Raw genomic sequence first — 18,846 nt, 5'->3', positions numbered from 1 at the left:
CAGGAGATTCCATGAGCGAGATGACGTTCCCACTCCCCGACGTCGGCGAGGGACTCACCGAGGCCGAGATCGTCACGTGGCACGTCGCGGCCGGCGATACGGTCGCGCTGAACCAGGTGATCTGCGAGATCGAGACCGCGAAATCGCTCGTCGAGCTGCCGTCCCCATTCACGGGGATCGTGTCTGAGGTGCTCGTCGAGGTCGGCGTCACGGTGCCGGTCGGGCAGCCGATCCTGCGCGTGACCGTCGATGCTGCGGACGCCGACGGCGCGCCGGCCGTCGGTGGGCAGCACCACGTCGCCGCGGATCCCCAGGCCACTGCCGCCCCCGTCGATACCGAGGAGACGCGCGACGTGGTCGCCGACACCGCGGCGAGTGTGGCGCACGAGAACGGCGAGGCCGGAGCGGTACTCGTCGGCTACGGCACCGGCGGCGCAGTGAAGTCGCGCCGTCGTCGCGGGGGAGAACCGCTGGTGCGGAGCGGAGCTGCGAGCGAGGGATCGGCGGACGCCGCCGCCGCGCAGGCGGGTGCGACGCGCACGCCCCAGCAGGGCTCGCACGCCGTGATCCCCGTCGCCGACTCGTCGCCGGTGATCGCGAAACCGCCGATCCGCAAGCTCGCGAAAGACCTGGGCGTCGATATGACGCAGATCATCGGTTCGGGGATCGCCGGGGAGGTGCTGCGCGACGATGTGGTTCGTCAGGCGTCGCAGGCCAGTCTCTTCCGCAATCTGTCGACCCCGGAGGTCACGGAGGCGCGCGAGGAGCGCATCCCGCTCAAGGGCATTCGCAAGATGACCGCGCAGGCGATGGTGACGAGCGCGTTCGAGGCGCCGCACGTGAGCGTGTTCACCGACGTCGACGCCACTCGCACGATGGAGTTCGTGAAGCGGCTCAAAAGCTCGACCGATTTCGCTGGAGTCAAGGTGTCGCCGCTGCTGATCTTCGCGAAGGCGATGCTCTGGGCAGTGCGCCGGAGCCCAGAGGTGAACGCCACCTTCACCGACACCGAGATCATCCGGCACAACTTCGTGAACCTCGGGATCGCCGCGGCCACGCCGCGCGGGCTCGTCGTGCCGAACATCAAGGACGCGCAAGACCTCAGCCTGCTCGACCTCGCGCGTGCGATCGAGCAGCTGACCATCACCGCTCGCGACGGGCGGACGCAGCCGAGCGACATGGCGCGAGGCACCATCACCATCACCAACATCGGCGTCTTCGGCATGGACTTCGGCACGCCGATCCTCAACCCCGGTGAGTGCGGCATCATGGCGATGGGCACGATCCGTCAGAAGCCGTGGGTGGTCGACGGAGAGGTGCGCCCCCGCATGGTGACCACCGTCGGCGGATCGTTCGACCACCGCATCGTCGACGGCGATGTGATCTCACGATTCGTGGCCGACGTCGCCTCGGTGCTCGAGGAGCCCGCACTGCTGCTCGACTGAGCGGATGAGCTCTGCGGCGCTGGTCAGGTGCGCGGCGCGGCGCCGATCAGGTGCGCGGCCCGGTGAGGTGCGCGACCCGGCGCCGATGAGTCGCGCGGGCCGGTGAGGGATTCACCGTCGGTGAGAAGTGCTCGGGGATCTCGGCCTCACCGTCGCCGAATCTCTCACCGACGCGGGAACTCAGCGATGCGAGCCTACGGAGCGGGCCCCGCTCAGGCTCCGCTCAGGCCTCGACCGTGGCGAGGTCGTGGCGGTTGAAGGCGCGGAAGGCGAATGCGGCGAGTGCACCGCCGACGAGCGGGGCGACGAAGTAGAGCCACAGATTCGACCACGCGAAGTCGCCGTGCACGGCCAGGCCGAGAGCGACCGCCGGGTTGAACCCGCCGCCCGAGACCGGGCCGACGGCGAACGCTCCGACGACGACGACGGAACCGATGGCGAGGCCGTAGAACGAGTTGCCCTCGGTGTCCTTCGACGTCGCGACGTTGAGCACGACGTAGACGAGGATGAAGGTGAAGAGCGCCTCGACCAGGAAGGCCGGCCCGACCTCGATCTCCTTCGCCGCTGCGGCTGCCGGGAAGATGAGTCCGGCGAGCAGCGCGCCGAGCACGCCGCCGACGAGCTGAGCGATGACGTAGGCCACGAAGTCGCCTGCGCTCAGCGCACCGCGGATGAGCGCGCCGAGCGAGACCGCCGGGTTCAGGTGGGCGCCGGAGAGGTGGCCGGTGGCGTAGATCAGCACCATCAGAGTGAACCCGATGGCGAGGGGCGCGAAGTCGCCCGCGTTGTTGATCGCGGCGACGATCGAGAAGACGAACAGCAGTGTTGCGAGAGCCTCGGCCCCAGCGTTGCGAACGGTACCGGTCATCTTCGACTCACTTTCTCAGGCATTCTGTGCAGATACACAGCTCACACTCATTATGCCGAACGGGAGGCGCCGCGTCACGGGTGGAGTACGTCTCGGTGCCGACCCTAGGCGTGCACGCGCTCGCCCGCGGTCTCGTGGCTGCGCGGCTCCAACTGGAGCGTGACGTGCTCGGTGTCGAAATGCTCGTGCAGACAGGCGCGGACCTCGTCGAGGATCGCGTGGTACCCGCGTTCGCTCCACGCGGCGTCGGCCACCGTCACGTGGGCTGAGAAGGCGGGCACGCCTGAGGTGATGGTCCAGGCGTGCACGTCGTGCACCTCTTCGACGCCGGGCACCGCTTCCATGTGGGCACGGGCGGCGTCGACGTCGACGTTCTTCGGCGACGCCTCGAGCAGCACATCGACGACGTCGCGCAGCAGGCTGATCGCCCGGGGGAAGATGAGGAGGGCGATGAGGATCGAGGCGATCTGATCGACCGCGTTCCAGCCGGTGAACAGGATGATGGTGCCGGCGACGATGACGGCGACGGAGCCGAGCAGGTCGCCGAGCACTTCGAGGTACGCCCCGCGCACATTGAGGCTTTCGCGCTGCCCCGATTGCAGAATGAGCAGGGAGATCAGGTTGGCGATGGCTCCGATGACGGCGGCGACCAGCATCGGAACGGAGTGCACCTCGACCTCGGTGCCGAAGCGAGCGATGGCTTGGACGAGGATGACGATCGCGATGACTCCGAGCACGATGCCGTTGATGAGCGCGGCGAGGATCTCGATCCGCAGATACCCGAAGGTGCGTTTCGACGTCGCCGCGACGCCCGCGATGAGGCTCGCGATGAGCGCGATCGCGACTCCGGTGGCGTCGGTGAGCATGTGGCCGGCGTCGGCGAGGAGGGAGAGCGAGTTCGAGACGAAGGCGCCGATGAGCTGCACGACGAAGACCGTCAGCGTGATCACGAGCACCAGCACCAGCTTGCGCCGGTGCTTCGCCGTGCCGGAGGTCGCGCCCTGCAGGCCGTGATCGTGCGCGTGCGATCCGCGGGCGCCGGCGTGCTCTCCTGGACGTGAGGGGTGCCCGGCGCTGAACTCCGGCTCGCAGGCGTCGCTGCTCTCGTGCGGCTCGGTCATCGGGTCTCCTTCACGATCGGATACTTCGAGCATACCCACCTGGGGTATATTTCGTCGAGGGGCGGCCGATGACGACGGGGTCGTGCGACGGAAGGCACCGATCCTGCCACTACGCTCGAAGCATGACTCCCGCAGCACTTTCGATCGGCTTCGTCATGCTGCACACCTCGCCGCTCGATGTGCCGGGCACGAAAGATGCCGGCGGAATGAACGTCGTCGTGCGCGCGCAGGCGGAAGCGCTCGCCCGTGCCGGCCACCGCGTGCGCATCTTCACGAGGCGCAGCGACACCGACACTCCGGCGCGCGTCGAGCTCATGCCGAACCTGACCGTGCTGCTGCTCGACGCCGGTGCCCCTCGCCTGCTGGCGAAGGGCGAGCACGAGCAGGTGATGGAGGACTTCAGCCGCCTGCTGCACACCGAACTCACCGCTGACCCGGTCGAGGTGCTGCATGCGGAGCACTGGTTCTCGGGCATCGCCGCACTGCCGGTCGCCCGTGACTGCGGCATTCCGCTGCTCCAGAGCTATCATTCGATCGCCGCGCCGCCCGAGTCGCCGTTCGGTGACGGGGAGCGCCCGGAGTCGCCCGGACGCCTGGCGGGCGAAGCGCGGCTGGCCGCTGAGGCCGACCTCATCATCGCGGTGAGCGAGGCTGAACGGGCCACGGTGCTCGCGAGGCTCGAAGGCGATCCGGATCGCGTGCGCGTGGTGCCGCTCGGCGTCGACACCGACCTGTTCCGACCGTGCGACACCGCGGAGTGCGAGGAGCAGCGCGACTGGTTGCGCGGAGGAGGGAGGCCCGAGGTGATCCTCGTCGGCCGCCTGCACCCCCTCAAGGGATTCGATCTCGCGATCGAGGCGATCGCGCAGCTCCCTCACGCCGAGCGCCCGACGCTCCGCATCGTCGGCGCGCCCCCTCCCGACGGCGATGACTACGCTCGCGCGCTGCACGAGTCGGTCGTCGCGCACGGCATGCTCAGTACGACGGCGTTCGAGGGGGCGCTTCGACGGCGCGAACTGGCTGAGCGCATTCGGTCGGCCAGTCTCATGCTCGTGCCGTCGCACACCGAGACATTCGGCCTCGTCGCGCTCGAGGCGGCAGCATCGGGCGTGCCCGTGATCGCCCGTGACGCCGGCGGGTTGCGCGAAGCCGTCGTCGCCGGGACGACGGGCGTCCTGATCGCCGGCGACGACCCCGAGGTCTGGGCGTCGACCATCCGCGAGATGCTCGCCGACGGCCCCGGGTTGAAGCGCATGGGGGATGCGGCACGCGCGCACGCGCTGCAGCGCAGCTGGCAGGCGTCGGCCGACCGTCTCGTCGAGGTGTACCGCGAGGTGATCGCTCGGTAGGAGCGAGCCGAGCGGGGTCCGGACCGTCTGCGCGCTACCGGGAGACGAGTGTGGTCTCGAACGAGTACAGATCCGGCCGGTAGCAGTGATGCCCGGCCTCGATGACACTGCCGCCCTGGTCGAAGGCGACGCGATCCATGGTGAGCACGGGGCTGCCCTTCGCGACGTCGAGCAGTTCGTGCTCGTCGCTGTGAGTGCGCCGCGCTCCGATCGTCTGGTTCGCGATCTTGATGGCGATGCCGCGCGCTCGCAGCATCTCGTAGAGCCCGTGCGTCTCGAGGTCCGCGAACGTGATGTCGGCGTACTCGGGCGGCAGGAGGTTCTCGAGGATCGCCATCGGGGTGCCGTCGGCGCTGCGCAGCCGGCGGATGCGCGTGATCTCGGTGCCGACGTCGACGCGGAGTCGCACCGCCGCTTCCTCGTCCGCGGGGATCTTCTCGAGTGAGAGCACCCGCGTGCTCGGGTGGTGGCCCGCGCGGGTGAGATCCTCCTGCAGGCTCGTGAGCTCGACGGGTCGGCTCACCCTGGCCTGCACGACCTGGGTGCCGATGCCCCGGCGCCGTACGAGCAGGCCCTTGTCGACGAGCTCCTGGATCGCGCGTCGCACGGTCGGGCGTGAGAGGCCGAGATGCTGCCCGATCGCGATCTCGTTCTCGAGGCGAGCGCCGGCTGGGATGATGCCGTCGCGGATCGCGCGCTCGAGTCGGCTCGAGATCTGGAAGTACAGGGGGATGGGGCCGCTGCGGTCGAGATCGGTGAAGAGCTCGCTCGGCCAGACGGGTTCAATGCTCATGTGCGGTGCTCCTCGGCGCTGGGGTGGCACGCGGATCGAATGCGGTGGGCCGCGAGCGACCTCTTTGTGATGACAACATTACCCCCGAGCGGAGTGTGCACGTGGCGCCCCGCCGCTTCGTGCTATTGTTAGGACAAATGCAGCGGTGCACGGGGCCCGCCTGCGTCACTACGAGAAGGCGAGTAGCGAATGTCGGAACTGCGGCGTCGGGATGACGTTCTGGCACTGGGTCGGCTCGGAGTCGATATCTACCCATTGCAAGACGGGATCGGCCTCGAAGATGTCACCAGCTTCGGCAAATACCTCGGCGGGAGCGCGGCGAATGTCGCGGTGGCCGCAGCGAAGTACGGCCGGGCGAGCGCTCTGATCTCACGCGTCGGCGACGACCCCTTCGGCACGTACCTGCTGCGCGAACTCGAACGACTCGGGGTCGACAATCGCGAGGTCCGCGTCGACCCCGAGTACCCCACGCCGGTCACCTTCTGCGAGATCTTCCCGCCGGACGACTTCCCGCTTTACTTCTATCGCAAGCCGAAGGCGCCCGATCTGCAGATCGCGGTCGAGGATCTCGACCTCGAGGCCGTCCGCGAGGCGCGCATCCTGTGGTTCACGCTCACCGGACTGAGCGAGGAGCCGAGCCGGTCGACGCACCACGCCGCCCTCGAAGCACGAGACGGCGCCGCGCACACGATCTTCGACCTCGACTACCGCCCCATGTTCTGGGGCGACGCGGCCGAAGCCACGGAGCAGGTCGCGGCGGCGATCGGCCGCGCGACGATCGCGGTCGGAAACCGCGAGGAGTGCGAGGTCGCGGTGGGGGAGACCGAGCCGGACCGAGCCGCAGACGCGCTGCTCGATCGCGGTCTGCAACTCGCGATCGTGAAGCAGGGGCCCAAGGGCGTACTCGCGAAGACCCGGGAGGAGCGCGTGGAGGTGCCCCCGCACTTCGTCGATGTGATCAACGGCCTCGGCTCGGGCGACGCCTTCGGCGGAGCGCTCTGCCACGGGCTGCTCGAGGGCTGGGACCTCGAGCGCATCTTCCGCTTCGCCAACGTCGCAGGAGCGATCGTGGCCACGCGCCGCGAGTGCTCGACGGCGATGCCCGACGCCGCAGAGGTCGAAACCCTGCTCGCGAAGGGGGCCTGATCGTGGCACTCGACTTCGACCGCCTGCGCCAGCTGCGCGCCGCGGACCCGTCCGGCATCACTCGCGCGCTCGCCGAACGGCGCCGGCGCGACGTCATCGCCGGTGACGGCAGGCTCTTCATCGTGGCCGCGGATCACCCGGCCCGCGGAGCGATCGCCGTTGGCGGTCACGCCACCGCCATGGCCAATCGTTACGATCTGCTCGAGCGGATGGCGCTGGCGCTCTCGCGCCCCGGCGTCGACGGCGTGCTCGGAACCCCCGACATCATCGACGATCTGGCAGCCCTCGGCCTGCTCGACGACAAGATCGTCGTCGGGTCGATGAATCGGGGCGGGCTGCGCGGCGCCTCGTTCGAGCTCGACGACCGGTATACGGCCTACGACATCGACGCGATGGTCAGTCACGGCCTCGATTTCGCGAAGACGCTCATCCGCGTCGACCTGAACGACGCCGGCACCGCGTCGACGCTCCAGGCGACCGCTCGCGCCGTCGACGCTGCCGCGGCCGCGGGGCTGCCGATCATGCTCGAGCCGTTCATGAGCAGCCGCGTCGGCGGAAAGGTGATCAACGATCTCTCGGCGGACGCGGTGATCCTCTCGACGGCCATCGCCTCCGGGCTCGGCAATTCGAGCGCCTACACGTGGATGAAGCTGCCGGTGGTCCCCGAGATGGAGCGCGTCATGGAGGCCACGACGATGCCGACGCTGCTGCTCGGCGGCGACAACGGCGGCGATCCCGACGAGACGTTCGCCTCGTGGGAGAGCGCCCTCGCCCTGCCCGGCGTGCGCGGCCTCACGGTCGGCCGCACGCTGCTCTACCCGCACGACGGCGACGTCGCCGCCGCGGTCGACACGGCCGCGCGGCTGGTGCACCGCGATCTCCCCGAAACTCCTCGCGAGGCGCAGCCGATCCGCGGTCTCGCTTCGATCTCGCACACGAACGACACGAAGGACACCCGCAATGAGCACTGATTCCCTCCCCGTGATCCCGCACTGGATCGACGGCGCACGTCGCGCCTCGACGAGCGGCCGCACCGCCCCCGTCTTCAACCCGGCGACCGGCGAGGTGCAGGCGCACGTCGCCCTCGCCGACGAGGCGGAGATCGCCGCGGCGATCGCCTCGGCCACCCGCGGCTTCGAGGCCTGGAGCGCATTCTCCATGGCGAAGCGCCAGACCGTCATCTTCAAGTTCCGCGAGCTGCTGAACGCCCGCAAGGGCGAGCTCGCCGAGATCATCACGCGCGAGCACGGCAAAGTGGTCTCGGACGCCATGGGCGAGATCCTGCGCGGCCAGGAGGTCGTGGAACTCGCCACAGGATTCCCGCACCTCATCAAAGGCGCGTTCTCCGAGAACGCCTCGACCGGCATCGACGTCTACTCGATCAAGCAGCCGATCGGCGTGGCGGGCATCATCGCCCCCTTCAACTTCCCGGCCATGGTGCCGATGTGGTTCTTCCCCGTCGCGATCGCCGCGGGCAACGCCGTCATCGTGAAGCCCTCCGAGAAGGATCCCTCTGCGGCCCTGTGGCTCGCCGAGCTCTGGCAGGAGGCCGGCCTGCCCGACGGCGTCTTCACCGTGCTCAACGGCGACAAGCTCGCCGTCGACGGCCTGCTCACCGACCCGGGCGTGCACTCGATCTCATTCGTGGGATCAACGCCGATCGCGCAGTACATCTACGAGACCGCCTCGAAGCACGGCAAGCGCGTGCAGGCTCTGGGCGGAGCGAAGAACCACATGCTGGTGCTGCCCGATGCCGACCTCGACCTCGTCGCAGACCAGGCGATCAACGCCGGATACGGCGCCGCAGGCGAGCGCTGCATGGCGATCTCGGTCGTGCTCGCGGTCGAGCCCGTCGCCGACGCGCTCATCGAGAAGATCACCGAGCGCATCGCGAACCTCTCGATCGGCAACGGCGCATCGACGCCCGAACCCGACATGGGGCCGCTCATCACCGATGCGCATCGCGACAAGGTGACCGGCTACATCGACATCGCCGAGCAGGACGGGGCGACCATCGTCGTCGACGGCCGGGGCTTCTCAGTCGACGGGCACGAGAACGGGTTCTTCGTGGGGCCGACGCTCATCGATCACCTGCCGACGACGTCGCGCGCCTACACCGAGGAGATCTTCGGGCCCGTGCTCGAGATCGTGCGCGTCGAGACGTTCGAAGAGGGCGTCGAGCTCATCAACTCGGGCGCGTTCGGCAACGGCACTGCGATCTTCACGAACGACGGCGGTGCGGCCCGCCGCTTCCAGCACGAGATCCAGGTCGGCATGATCGGCATCAACGTCCCGATCCCCGTGCCGGTCGCATACCACTCCTTCGGCGGGTGGAAGGCGTCGCTCTTCGGCGACTCGAAGGCGTACGGCGTGCAGGGCTTCGAGTTCTTCACCCGTGAGAAAGCCATCACCAGTCGCTGGCTCGATCCCGCGACGCACGGCGGCATCAACCTCGGGTTCCCCCAGAACGACTGATCGAACGCACCGGAGGAGGGGCGACATGACGCACGACGCGCAGCAGACGGCACCGGCCGGCCGATGGTTCCATCGGCGCGGCGAGCTCGCCGAAGGAGGGTGGGAGTCCGTCGTCGACGAGCGCATCCCCGGCTGGGAGCACACGGGTGTGCGGGTCGCCCGGCTCGCCGAGGGTGCGTCCATCGCCCTCGACGGGAGCGGCGTCGAACGACTGATCGTTCCCCTCTCCGGCGCGTTCTCCGTGCGATACCGCGAAGACGGCCGCGCGCCGGCCGCGACTGCTGCCGGGGCCGATGCCGACACCGAGACGACGGTCGATCTCGCCGGACGCGCCTCCGTCTTCGACGGGCCGACCGACGTGCTCTACCTGTCAGCGGTCGCCGAGGCCGAGGTCACCGCGACCTCGGCACCATCGGGCGAAGCGCGCTTCCTCGTCGCCACCTCTCCGGTGCCGGCGGACGACCCGGCCCTCGTGCGCCCCTCCCGCTACATGGCGGTCGAGGACGTGCCGGTCGAGCTGCGCGGCGCCGGTGCTTCGAGTCGCCAGGTGCACAACTTCGGCCGCAAGGAGTCGCTCGACGCGGCACGGTTCATCGTCGTCGAAGTCATCACTCCGGCCGAGAACTGGTCGTCGTACCCGCCGCACAAGCACGACGAGCACATCCCGGGGCACGAGTCGGAGCTCGAGGAGATCTACTACTTCGAGGTCGCGCCGACGAAGGACGCCCCCGCCGGCGTCGATCCCGAGCGCGCGTTCGGCCTGTTCAGCACGTACGCCTCACCGGCCGGGCCCATCGAGATCGACTCGCAGGTGCGCACCGGTGACATCGCGCTCGTGCCGCACGGCTACCACGGGCCCGCCGTCGCCGCCCCCGGGTACGACATGTACTACCTCAACGTGATGGCCGGCCCCGATCCAGAGCGCACCTGGCTCATCAGCGACGACCCGGCGCACGGCTGGGTGCGCGACACCTGGGAGGGTCAGGAACTCGACGCGCGCCTTCCCTTCACCCCGCAGACCCCAGTGACCGAAACGGAGCAGGCACGATGACGACCCGACGGATGACCGTGAGTCAAGCACTGATCGAGTTCCTCGCGAACCAGTGGACCGTCGATCGCGCGGCCGACGGAACCGAGATCCGCGAGCGCACCATTCCCGGAACGTTCGGCATCTTCGGGCACGGCAATGTCGCCGGGATCGGCCAGGCCCTCAAGCAGGTCAACGTCGAGCAGCCCGACCTCATGCCCTATTACCAGGCTCGCAACGAGCAGGCGATGGTGCACCAGTCGGTGGGCTACGCCCGCATGCACCGTCGGCGCGGCACCTACGCCGCTGCTGCATCGGTCGGCCCCGGCGCCACGAACCTGCTCACGGGCGCGGCGCTCGCCACGACGAACCGCCTGCCAGCGCTGCTGCTGCCGAGCGACACGTTCGCGACGCGCGTCGCCGACCCCGTGCTGCAGCAGCTGGAGCAGCCGCACGACATCGGGCTGACGGTGAATGACGCTTTCCGCCCGGTCTCCAAGTTCTTCGACCGGGTGCAGCGCCCCGAGCAGCTGTTCTCGATCGCGCTCGCCGCCATGCGCGTGCTCACCGATCCTGCCGAGACCGGAGCCGTGACGATCGCGCTCCCCGAAGACGTGCAGGCGGAGGCCGTCGATGTTCCGGAGGAGTTCCTGCAACCGCGCGAGTGGCGCATTCGCCGTCCGCGCCCCGAGCGCGATGCGTTCGCCGTCGCGCTCGAGGCGATCCGCGAGGCGAAACGCCCGTTCATCGTCGCGGGCGGAGGCGTGCTGTACTCGGACGCCGAGCAGCAGCTGCGCGCGTTCGTCGAGGCGACCGGCATTCCCGTCGGCTCCTCGCAGGCCGGCGGCGGCGTGCTCGACTGGGATCATCCGCAGTACCTGGGCGGTGTCGGGGCGACCGGCACCCTCGCGGCCAATCGCCTCGCTGCGGATGCCGATGTCATCATCGGGATCGGCACGCGCTACAGCGATTTCACGACGTCGTCGCGCACCGCGTTCCAGCACCCCGGCGTGCGCTTCGTCAACATCAACGTGGCGTCATTCGACGCGTACAAGCACGGCACGCAGATCCCGGTGATCGCCGACGCCAGAGAGGCGCTCGTCGAGCTGCTCGCAGCGCTCGAGGGGGGCTCTGCCGCGCAGCTCGGCGTCGACGCCGCCTACGCCGAGCGCATCGCCGCGGAGAAAGCGGCGTGGGACGGCCTCGTGGACGAGGCGTTCGCCCCCTCCGGCAGGGAGCTGCCCGGCCAGCCGGAGATCATCGGAGCGGTGCAGCGCTCGAGTGCTGCGGAGGACGTGGTCGTGCAGGCGGCGGGATCGCTGCCGGGCGACCTGCACAAGCTGTGGCGCGTGCGCGACGCGCTCGGGTACCACGTCGAGTACGCGTACTCGTGCATGGGCTACGAGATCGCGGGCGGTATCGGCGCGAAGCGCGGGTTGACCGCTGCAGGTGACGACCGCGACGTGATCATCATGGTCGGCGACGGCTCGTATCTGATGCTGAACAGCGAGCTCGTGACCGCGGTCGCCGAGGGCATCAAGGTCATCGTGATCCTCATCCAGAACCACGGCTACGCCTCGATCGGCCACCTCTCCGAAACGGTCGGCTCCGAGCGCTTCGGCACCTGGTACCGCGAGTACGACGACACCGCGAAGAACTTCCAGGGCGAGCGAGTGCTGCCGGTCGACCTTGCGATGAACGCCCGCAGTTACGGCATGGACGTCATCGAGGTCGAACCGACGAGCGACGCGATCTCCGACCTGGAGCGGGCGATCGCTCAGGCGAAGGCGTCGGATCGCGCGACGTTCATCCACATCAACAGCGACCCGCTGGTCTACGCCCCCGACGGCGCCGGCTGGTGGGACGTGCCGGTGCAGCAGGTTTCGACGCTCGAGTCGACGCAGCGCGCGCGAGCCGCCTATGAGGAGCAGGCAGCCGCGCAGAAGCCGCTGCTCGGCTGAGCGCCGATCCCTCCCGAATCTCACCGCGAAATACGAAGGACAGGTCATGACTGCAGCGAACGAAGCCGGGCTGCGCATCGGCACCGCCCCCGACTCCTGGGGCGTGTGGTTTCCCGACGATCCCGGTCAGGTGCCCTGGGAGCGCTTCCTCGACGAGGTCGTCGCCTCCGGCTACGAGTGGATCGAACTCGGACCGTACGGCTACCTCCCCACCGACCCGCACCAGCTCGAGGACGAGCTCGGCAAGCGCGGCCTGAAGCTCTCGGCCGGCACGGTGTTCACCGGCTTCCACAAGGGAGACGACGAGTGGCAGCGTGCCTGGGATCAGGCGCTGAACGTCGCTGGCCTCGCATCAAAGCTCGGTGCGGAGCACCTCGTCGTGATCCCGGACCTCTGGCGCAGCGACGCCACGAGTCAAGTGCTCGAGCCGCGCACCCTCACCGACGAGCAGTGGGCGAAGCTCGGCGCCGGACACGATCGCCTCGGCAAGGCCCTGCTCGAGGAGTTCGGCGTCAAGCAGCAGTTCCACTCCCACGCCGACAGCCACATCGGCACCACGCGAGAGGTGCTGCGCTTCCTCGACGAGACCGACGAGCGGTACACCAACCTGTGCCTCGACACCGGCCACTTCGCCTACTACGGCGGTGACAACGTGAAGCTCATCGAGGAGCGGCCGGAGCGCATCGGCTACCTGCACCTCAAACAGGTCGACCCCTCGCTGCTCTTCGATGTGCTGAAGAACGACGTCCCCTTCGCCGAAGCGGTGACCCAGGGCATCATGATCGAACCCCCCAACGGCGTTCCCGACCTCGCACCGGTGATCGAAGCCGTCGCGAAGATCGACGCCGACATCTTCGCGATCGTCGAGCAGGACATGTACGGCTGCGACGTCGACCGCCCGCTGCCCATCGCGACGCGCACGCGCGAGCACATCTTCTCCTGCACGCACCTCGCCAGGAGGTAGCGCTCGAGCGTCGCATCGCGGCGCGCGCTGCCGGTCCAGGGATCGCCCTCGGGCCCGGATTCGAATCGAAAGGAACCATCGACCATGACTGAAGATCTCCGCGTCGCCGTCGTCGGCGCCGGCAAGATGGGCGCCGACCACATCGCCCGCATCACCGCCCGCATCAGCGGCGCTCGCGTCTCGGCTGTCGTCGAGCCCGACGCCGACCGAGCGGCCGCGGCCGCTGAGCACGCGCCCGACGCGCAGGTGTTCGCGAGCGTCGAGGAGGCCATCGCGGCCGACGCGCTCGACGCGGTGCTCATCGCCGTTCCCGGCCAGTTCCACGCGCCGGTGCTCGCTCCGGCGCTGGCAGCGCAGCTGCCGATCCTCTGCGAGAAGCCGCTCACCCAGGATTCCGCGAGCTCCTGGGAGGTGCTGCAGCTCGAACAGCAGCTCGACCGGCCGCACATCCAGGTCGGCTTCATGCGCCGCTTCGATGCCGAGTACCAGGCGCTGCGCGACCTGGTCGCCTCGGGCGAGAGCGGTGAACTGCTGATGGTGCGCGGCGTGCACCGCAACCCCTCGGTGCCGGACACCTACACGAACGACATGCTCATCACCGACTCGGTCGTGCATGAGTTCGACGTTGTGCCGTGGCTCGCGGGGTCGCGCGTCGTGAGCGTCGAGGTGAAGCACCCGCGCCGCAACTCGCTCGCGCCGGAGCGGCTGCACGAGCCGATCCTCGTACTCATGGAGCTCGAGAACGGCGTGCTCGTCGACGTGGAGATGAGCGTCAGCGTGCAGTTCGGCTACCAGGTCGCCACGGAGGCCGTCTTCGAGCAGGGCGTCGCCCGCATCGGCCAGCCCGCAGGATTGCAGCGCTGGAGCGCCGGGCGCTTCAGCATGCAGGAGCACGAGTCGTTCACCACGCGTTTCGCCGCGGCGTACGACGAGCAGATCCAGCGCTGGGTCGATGCGGTGCACCGCGGCGACCTCGTCGACGGACCGAACGCGTGGGACGGCTACCTCGTCGCGCTCTCGTGCGAGGCGGGCGTCACCGCGATGCACGACGGCGGTGTGGTGCCGGTCGAGGCGCCGGAGCGCCCGGCGTTCTACGCCTGATCCACTGCCGCCGTGAGATATTCGGCTTCGGTGGGAGCGATGTGCACGAACACCGCTCACCGATGTCGAATCACTCACCGAAGCCCGCGCTGCCCGCGCAGCCCGCGCGCAGCAACACACTGAGTACTGAGGAGGCCCCATGGTGCGCATCGCACTCGACCCCACGCCGTACAACGATTCGGTGCACCTGCTCGACTTCCCCGACCTCGTCGCGCGGCTGGGATACGAGTACCTGCAGCTGACGCCCAGCCCAGATTTCGGGCGGCACTTCCACCACCCCAAGATGGACAGCGCCCTCATCGCACAGCTGAAGAAGCGGGCGAGGGACGCCGGGGTGACGATCACCTCCCTGCTGCCGGTGCAGCGCTTCGGAGGCCCGGAGCCGCACGAGGTCGACGCCGCAGTCTTCAACACGACGCGCTACATCGAGATCGCCGCCGAGCTCGAGGCGCCGATCGTCAACACCGAGTTCTCGGGTCGGCCCGAGCGCGAGGAGGACTCGGAGGTCGCGTTCTACCGAGCGATGGAGCGTCTCATTCCGGTGCTCGAGCGCGAAGGCGTCACCATGAACTTCGACCCGCACCCAGACGACTTCGTCGAGGACGGGCTCGAGGCGTGGCGCATCATCCGCGGTTTGAACACCGACCGCGTCGGATTCGTCTACGTCGCCGCGCACACGTTCCATTACGGCGACCGGGCGACGAGCCTGATCCCGCAGCTCGGGAACCGCCTCGGCGCCGTGTACGCGGCCGACACCTTCGACCACACGCGGTCGAACGCCCTGCGCTACATCACCAACCCTCCGGACAACGCGGTGCGCGTGCATCAGCACCTGGCGATCGGCGACGGCGACGTCGACTGGATCGAGCTCTTCACCGTGCTCCGCGACTCGGGGTACCTCGAACGCGACGACGCGTTGATCGTGTCGAACGTGTTCGCCGAAGACGAGCGCGCAGATGAGATCTCGCGCTTCCAGCTCGCCAAACTGCGCGAGCTGGCCGGCGTGGTCTGAGAGCGGCCGCTCCCGGAGCCGCCGCAGCCGCCGCGCCGCGGCTCAGAAGATGACGAGGTAGAGCGCGGCGAGGATCGTCACGGCGAGCACGGCGCGCTCGAACACGCGCTGCTTGATGCGCATCGCGATCCAGCGTCCGAGCACGGCGCCGATGACGACGCCCGGCACGAGGACCAGGTCGAGTGCGAGGCTCGAGGCATCGATCAGGCCGAGACTGACGGAGAACGGGAGCTTCGCGATGTTGATGATCGCGAAGAACCAGGCCGCCGTGCCGAGGAACGCCTGCACGGGGAACTTCATGGCGAGGAAGTACATCGACATGACAGGCCCTCCGGCGTTGGCGACCATTGTGGTGAAGCCGGCGAGGGAGCCGTAGCCGAGGCTACCGGCGAGACCGCGGCCGGTGGCGCTGCCAGCTCCGGCGGGAGGTGCAGCGCCGTCCGCCGAGCCTCGCGAGGCCGTCGTGCCCCGGCCGAGCGAGAAGTAGCGCCTCCACATCGTGAAGGCGACGACGAGCAGCAGGATCGCGCCGATCACGCGGCGCACCCAGTCGTCGTCGGCGAACGCGAGGAACACGGCGCCCAGCACGAGTCCTGCGACGACCGCGGGTGCGAGGCGCAGCATCGTCGGCCAACTCGCATGCTTCCGGTAGGCCCACACCGCGAAGGCATCGCCAACGATGAGCAGCAGAAGCAGTGCCCCCGTGGACTGCTTCGCGGGCAGGATCGCGGCGAAGATCGCGATCGACACCGTGTTCGCGCCCGGGAGCGCCGTCTTCGAGAATCCGACGATGCACGCCGCGATGCCGAGTACCACCCAGGCGAGCGGGGCGAGATCGGGGAGGGCTGACATCACCGGACCACTGTACCGCTCGCCAAAGTTTGTCCAAATGTAACGACATTGTTAAGCTCGGATGAGCGGTCCGTTACTCGACGGGCCCGGGCGACGAAGGAGTCAACGAGATGACAGTCGGAACCGCGGGAGAGAGTCGTACGGCACTGCCGCCACTCGGCAACGGACCGCATCGCCGTCGACTCGGTCTCGTGGCGCTCATCGCCACCTTCGGCGGACTGCTCTTCGGCTATGACACGGGCGTCGTCAACGGCGCGCTCAGCCCGATGTCGGAGGAACTGGGTCTGACGCCGTTCCTCGAAGGCTGGTTCACCAGTTCGCTCGTATTCGCTGCCGCGCTCGGCGCGATGGCGTGCGGTCGGCTCTCCGACGGCTGGGGCCGACGCAAGACGATCATCCTGCTCGCCGTGCTCTTCTTCGTCGGCACCGCGTTCGTGGTCTTCGCCCCGGGCGGCGAGACCTACGGAACGCACACGCCACTCGGATTCGGCACCCTCATCCTCGGCCGGGTGCTGCTCGGCCTCGCGGTCGGCGGAGCGTCGACCGTCGTGCCCGTCTTCCTCGCCGAGCTCGCGCCCTACGAGATCCGCGGCTCCATCGCGGGCCGCAACGAGCTGATGATCGTCGTGGGTCAGCTCGCCGCATTCGTGGTCAACGCGATCATCGGCAACGTCTGGGGACACATCGACAACATCTGGCGCGTCATGTTCGCGGTCTGCGCGCTGCCGGCGATCGCGCTCTTCTTCGGCATGCTGCGCATGCCGGAATCGCCGCGCTGGCTCGTCAACCGGGGCGACTACGAGCACGCCGAGCGGGTTCTCGCGACCGTTCGCACCCCCGAGCGCGCAGCGGCCGAGATCGGCGAACTCCGCGCACTCATCGAGGAGGAGCGCGGAGCATCGCAGATCGGATGGCGTGCCATCTTCGCGAACCGCAACCTGACGAAGATCATCTTCGTCGGCATCGGGCTCGGCATCGCCCAGCAGCTCACCGGCATCAACTCCATCATGTACTTCGGCAGCCAGGTGCTCGAGCAGTCGGGCTTCTCGCAGAACGCGGCCCTCATCGCGAACGTCGCACCGGGCATCATCGCCGTGATCGGCGCGATCATCGCGCTGCAGATGATGGACCGGCTGGATCGCCGCAAGACGTTCATCACGGGATTCACGCTCACCACGGTGAGCCACCTGCTCATCGGCGTCGCATCGCTGACGCTGCCGGCTGAGAGCGCTGCCCGCCCCTGGGTGATCCTCGCACTCGTCGTCATCTTCGTCGGCTCCATGCAGACGTTCTTGAACGTCGCCGTGTGGGTGTACCTCTCGGAGATCTTCCCGTTGCACATGCGCGGCATCGGCATGGGCATCTCGGTCTTCGCACTGTGGATCATGAACGGCATCGTCGCGCTCTTCTTCCTGCCGCTCGTCGACGGCATCGGGATCTCGAACACGTTCTTCGTGTTCGCCGCCGTGGGGGCGCTCGCGCTGCTCTTCGTCTGGAAGTGCATTCCCGAGACCCGCGGGCGTACGCTCGAAGCGCTCGAAGAAGAAGTCACCACCGGCGCGATCTACGTGCCGCGAAGCAAGTAGGGAGCGCGCGTGCGCATCGGGATCGTCGGATTCGGCGTCGGAGGGCGGCGCTTCCACCTGCCGTACATTCAGGCCGCGATCGAATGGGAGCTCACGGGCGTCGTCGCCCGATCGGAGGCCACGCGGTCCTCGCTCGCCGAGGCGGCGCCGGGCGTGCCCGCGTTCGCGTCGCTCGACGCGCTCATCGATGCCGGCGTCGACGCCGTCGTCATCACGACGCCGCCCGCGACGCGGCGCGAGCTGGTGCTGCGCGCGCTCGAGCGCGGGGTGCATGTGATCGCCGACAAGCCGTTCGCTCCCGACGCCGCTACGGCGCGCGAGCTCATCTCCGCGGCATCCGCGGCGGACCGCATGCTCACCGTGTTCCACAACCGGCGATGGGACACGGATCTCGTCACCCTGCGATCCGTGCTCGACTCCGGTGCGCTCGGGCCCGTCTGGCGCGCCGACTTCGCGCTCGACCAGGACGATCGCGCGGTGCTCGATCAGGGCCCCGACGAGGGGCTGCTGCGAGACCTGGGCGCGCACGTCGTCGACCAGCTGACGCAGCTCTTCGGTCCCGTCGACCGTGTCGATGCGCATCTCGACTGGTTCGGCTCGGGTGACGCGCGCGTCGATGTCGGGTTCTTCCTCGGGCTCCACCACGCCTCCGGCGTCTTCAGCTCGGTCTCCTCGACCAAGGGCGCGCGCAGAAACGATCGGCGCATGATCGTCATCGGACACGAGGGCAATTACGAGTCGCACATGGCCGACGTGCAGGTCGACCAGCTGCTCGCGGGCCTGACCCCCGTCGCGAACGCGGACGTGTGGGGCGTCGAAGGGGAGGAGCGCTGGGGCGTGCTCACCACCGGGGCCGGCGCGATCCGCGTCCCGTCGTTGCGCGGAGACTACACGGAGTTCTACCGCGACGTGCACCGTGCGCTCGTCGACGGCACCTCGCCGAGCGTCACCCTGGATGAAGCGCTGCACACGGTCGCGGTGCTCGATGCGGCTCGCGAGAGCGCTGAGACCGGCGAACGGGTGCGCGTCGCCGTGCGTCCGTAACTCGCCACGCGCCGCGAGTCCCGCGCCACGCGCCGCGAGTCCCGCGCCGCCCGCCGCGCGCCGCGCGCCGCGCGCCGCGAGTCCCGCGAAAGCGCAGTTGGT

Annotated in this window: 16 protein-coding genes; 12 read left to right on the top strand and 4 right to left on the bottom strand. The window is 68.9% G+C overall.

Annotation, left to right across the window (positions count from 1 at the left end; genetic code table 11):
• Window positions 1-11: 11 nt before the first annotated feature.
• A complete protein-coding gene (locus JE033_RS08355) occupies window positions 12-1,445 on the top strand; it encodes a dihydrolipoamide acetyltransferase family protein (protein ID WP_200330741.1) in 1,434 nt (477 codons plus the stop codon).
• 223 nt (window positions 1,446-1,668) lie between these two features.
• Here JE033_RS08355 and JE033_RS08350 read toward each other — a convergent pair whose 3' ends face one another.
• Window positions 1,669-2,313 carry an MIP/aquaporin family protein gene (locus tag JE033_RS08350; RefSeq protein ID WP_090145832.1) on the bottom strand — a complete coding sequence of 215 codons (645 nt, stop codon included), beginning with the start codon at window positions 2,311-2,313 and terminating at the stop codon, window positions 1,669-1,671.
• A 104-nt stretch (window positions 2,314-2,417) separates the two neighbouring features.
• On the bottom strand, window positions 2,418-3,434 hold the full coding sequence (locus JE033_RS08345) for a cation diffusion facilitator family transporter (RefSeq protein ID WP_090147282.1): 1,017 nt from the start codon (window positions 3,432-3,434) through the stop codon (window positions 2,418-2,420).
• Between the two features lie 122 nt (window positions 3,435-3,556).
• On the opposite strand from JE033_RS08345, the gene JE033_RS08340 reads away from it, so the two are divergent.
• Window positions 3,557-4,783, top strand: coding sequence for a glycosyltransferase (locus JE033_RS08340; RefSeq protein ID WP_090145834.1), 1,227 nt, complete (start codon window positions 3,557-3,559; stop codon window positions 4,781-4,783).
• 34 nt (window positions 4,784-4,817) lie between these two features.
• Here the strand turns inward: JE033_RS08340 and JE033_RS08335 are convergent, their stop codons facing one another.
• On the bottom strand, window positions 4,818-5,576 hold the full coding sequence (locus JE033_RS08335; RefSeq protein ID WP_090145836.1) for a GntR family transcriptional regulator: 759 nt from the start codon (window positions 5,574-5,576) through the stop codon (window positions 4,818-4,820).
• A gap of 189 nt (window positions 5,577-5,765) precedes the next feature.
• Between JE033_RS08335 and iolC the strand changes: the two genes are divergently transcribed.
• The 8 genes from iolC to JE033_RS08295 all read left to right on the top strand — a co-directional run bounded on the left by iolC (window position 5,766) and on the right by JE033_RS08295 (window position 15,262).
• Entirely contained in the window at window positions 5,766-6,722 is a 957-nt protein-coding gene (gene iolC / locus JE033_RS08330) for a 5-dehydro-2-deoxygluconokinase (protein ID WP_090145838.1), read from the top strand.
• 2 nt (window positions 6,723-6,724) lie between these two features.
• Window positions 6,725-7,693, top strand: coding sequence for a class I fructose-bisphosphate aldolase (locus tag JE033_RS08325; protein ID WP_370567924.1), 969 nt, complete (start codon window positions 6,725-6,727; stop codon window positions 7,691-7,693).
• Complete coding sequence (locus tag JE033_RS08320) at window positions 7,683-9,197, top strand: CoA-acylating methylmalonate-semialdehyde dehydrogenase (RefSeq protein WP_200330739.1); 1,515 nt, start codon at window positions 7,683-7,685, stop codon at window positions 9,195-9,197. Before JE033_RS08325 ends, JE033_RS08320 begins: the two co-directional genes overlap by 11 nt.
• Window positions 9,198-9,222: 25 nt before the next feature.
• Entirely contained in the window at window positions 9,223-10,248 is a 1,026-nt protein-coding gene (gene iolB / locus JE033_RS08315; RefSeq protein ID WP_200330737.1) for a 5-deoxy-glucuronate isomerase, read from the top strand.
• Window positions 10,245-12,185 (top strand): 3D-(3,5/4)-trihydroxycyclohexane-1,2-dione acylhydrolase (decyclizing), encoded by a 1,941-nt coding sequence (gene iolD, locus JE033_RS08310; protein WP_200330735.1) that lies wholly within the window; start codon window positions 10,245-10,247, stop codon window positions 12,183-12,185. Before iolB ends, iolD begins: the two co-directional genes overlap by 4 nt.
• A gap of 46 nt (window positions 12,186-12,231) precedes the next feature.
• Window positions 12,232-13,149 (top strand): sugar phosphate isomerase/epimerase, encoded by a 918-nt coding sequence (locus tag JE033_RS08305; RefSeq protein WP_200330733.1) that lies wholly within the window; start codon window positions 12,232-12,234, stop codon window positions 13,147-13,149.
• A gap of 84 nt (window positions 13,150-13,233) precedes the next feature.
• A complete protein-coding gene (locus tag JE033_RS08300; RefSeq protein WP_200330732.1) occupies window positions 13,234-14,250 on the top strand; it encodes a Gfo/Idh/MocA family protein in 1,017 nt (338 codons plus the stop codon).
• A 139-nt stretch (window positions 14,251-14,389) separates the two neighbouring features.
• Window positions 14,390-15,262: a sugar phosphate isomerase/epimerase family protein gene (locus tag JE033_RS08295; protein WP_200330730.1), complete on the top strand. Its 873-nt coding sequence runs from the start codon at window positions 14,390-14,392 to the stop codon at window positions 15,260-15,262.
• Window positions 15,263-15,304: 42 nt separating this feature from the next.
• Here the strand turns inward: JE033_RS08295 and JE033_RS08290 are convergent, their stop codons facing one another.
• Complete coding sequence (locus JE033_RS08290) at window positions 15,305-16,114, bottom strand: sulfite exporter TauE/SafE family protein (RefSeq protein ID WP_200330728.1); 810 nt, start codon at window positions 16,112-16,114, stop codon at window positions 15,305-15,307.
• Between the two features lie 110 nt (window positions 16,115-16,224).
• Between JE033_RS08290 and JE033_RS08285 the strand changes: the two genes are divergently transcribed.
• Together JE033_RS08285 and JE033_RS08280 are read left to right on the top strand one after the other, a co-directional pair.
• Window positions 16,225-17,700: a sugar porter family MFS transporter gene (locus JE033_RS08285; RefSeq protein ID WP_200330726.1), complete on the top strand. Its 1,476-nt coding sequence runs from the start codon at window positions 16,225-16,227 to the stop codon at window positions 17,698-17,700.
• Between the two features lie 9 nt (window positions 17,701-17,709).
• Complete coding sequence (locus tag JE033_RS08280) at window positions 17,710-18,744, top strand: Gfo/Idh/MocA family protein (RefSeq protein WP_200330724.1); 1,035 nt, start codon at window positions 17,710-17,712, stop codon at window positions 18,742-18,744.
• Window positions 18,745-18,846: the final 102 nt, after the last annotated feature.

The sequence above is a fragment of the Leucobacter sp. L43 genome, assembly GCF_016597785.1.
In the GTDB taxonomy this organism is placed as follows: Bacteria; Actinomycetota; Actinomycetes; order Actinomycetales; family Microbacteriaceae; genus Leucobacter; species Leucobacter alluvii.
The sequence above is the reverse complement of the archived record's forward strand: the minus strand, read 5'-3'. Positions and strand labels throughout refer to the sequence as shown.

What these genes read in the sequence shown, in the direction of transcription:
- JE033_RS08355 (WP_200330741.1), top strand. Translation starts at nt 12, where the DNA reads ATGAGCGAGATGACGTTCCCACTCCCCGACGTCGGCGAGGGACTCACC.
- JE033_RS08350 (WP_090145832.1), bottom strand. Translation starts at nt 2,313, where the DNA reads ATGACCGGTACCGTTCGCAACGCTGGGGCCGAGGCTCTCGCAACACTG.
- JE033_RS08345 (WP_090147282.1), bottom strand. Translation starts at nt 3,434, where the DNA reads ATGACCGAGCCGCACGAGAGCAGCGACGCCTGCGAGCCGGAGTTCAGC.
- JE033_RS08340 (WP_090145834.1), top strand. Translation starts at nt 3,557, where the DNA reads ATGACTCCCGCAGCACTTTCGATCGGCTTCGTCATGCTGCACACCTCG.
- JE033_RS08335 (WP_090145836.1), bottom strand. Translation starts at nt 5,576, where the DNA reads ATGAGCATTGAACCCGTCTGGCCGAGCGAGCTCTTCACCGATCTCGAC.
- iolC (WP_090145838.1), top strand. Translation starts at nt 5,766, where the DNA reads ATGTCGGAACTGCGGCGTCGGGATGACGTTCTGGCACTGGGTCGGCTC.
- JE033_RS08320 (WP_200330739.1), top strand. Translation starts at nt 7,683, where the DNA reads ATGAGCACTGATTCCCTCCCCGTGATCCCGCACTGGATCGACGGCGCA.
- iolB (WP_200330737.1), top strand. Translation starts at nt 9,223, where the DNA reads ATGACGCACGACGCGCAGCAGACGGCACCGGCCGGCCGATGGTTCCAT.
- iolD (WP_200330735.1), top strand. Translation starts at nt 10,245, where the DNA reads ATGACGACCCGACGGATGACCGTGAGTCAAGCACTGATCGAGTTCCTC.
- JE033_RS08305 (WP_200330733.1), top strand. Translation starts at nt 12,232, where the DNA reads ATGACTGCAGCGAACGAAGCCGGGCTGCGCATCGGCACCGCCCCCGAC.
- JE033_RS08300 (WP_200330732.1), top strand. Translation starts at nt 13,234, where the DNA reads ATGACTGAAGATCTCCGCGTCGCCGTCGTCGGCGCCGGCAAGATGGGC.
- JE033_RS08295 (WP_200330730.1), top strand. Translation starts at nt 14,390, where the DNA reads ATGGTGCGCATCGCACTCGACCCCACGCCGTACAACGATTCGGTGCAC.
- JE033_RS08290 (WP_200330728.1), bottom strand. Translation starts at nt 16,114, where the DNA reads ATGTCAGCCCTCCCCGATCTCGCCCCGCTCGCCTGGGTGGTACTCGGC.
- JE033_RS08285 (WP_200330726.1), top strand. Translation starts at nt 16,225, where the DNA reads ATGACAGTCGGAACCGCGGGAGAGAGTCGTACGGCACTGCCGCCACTC.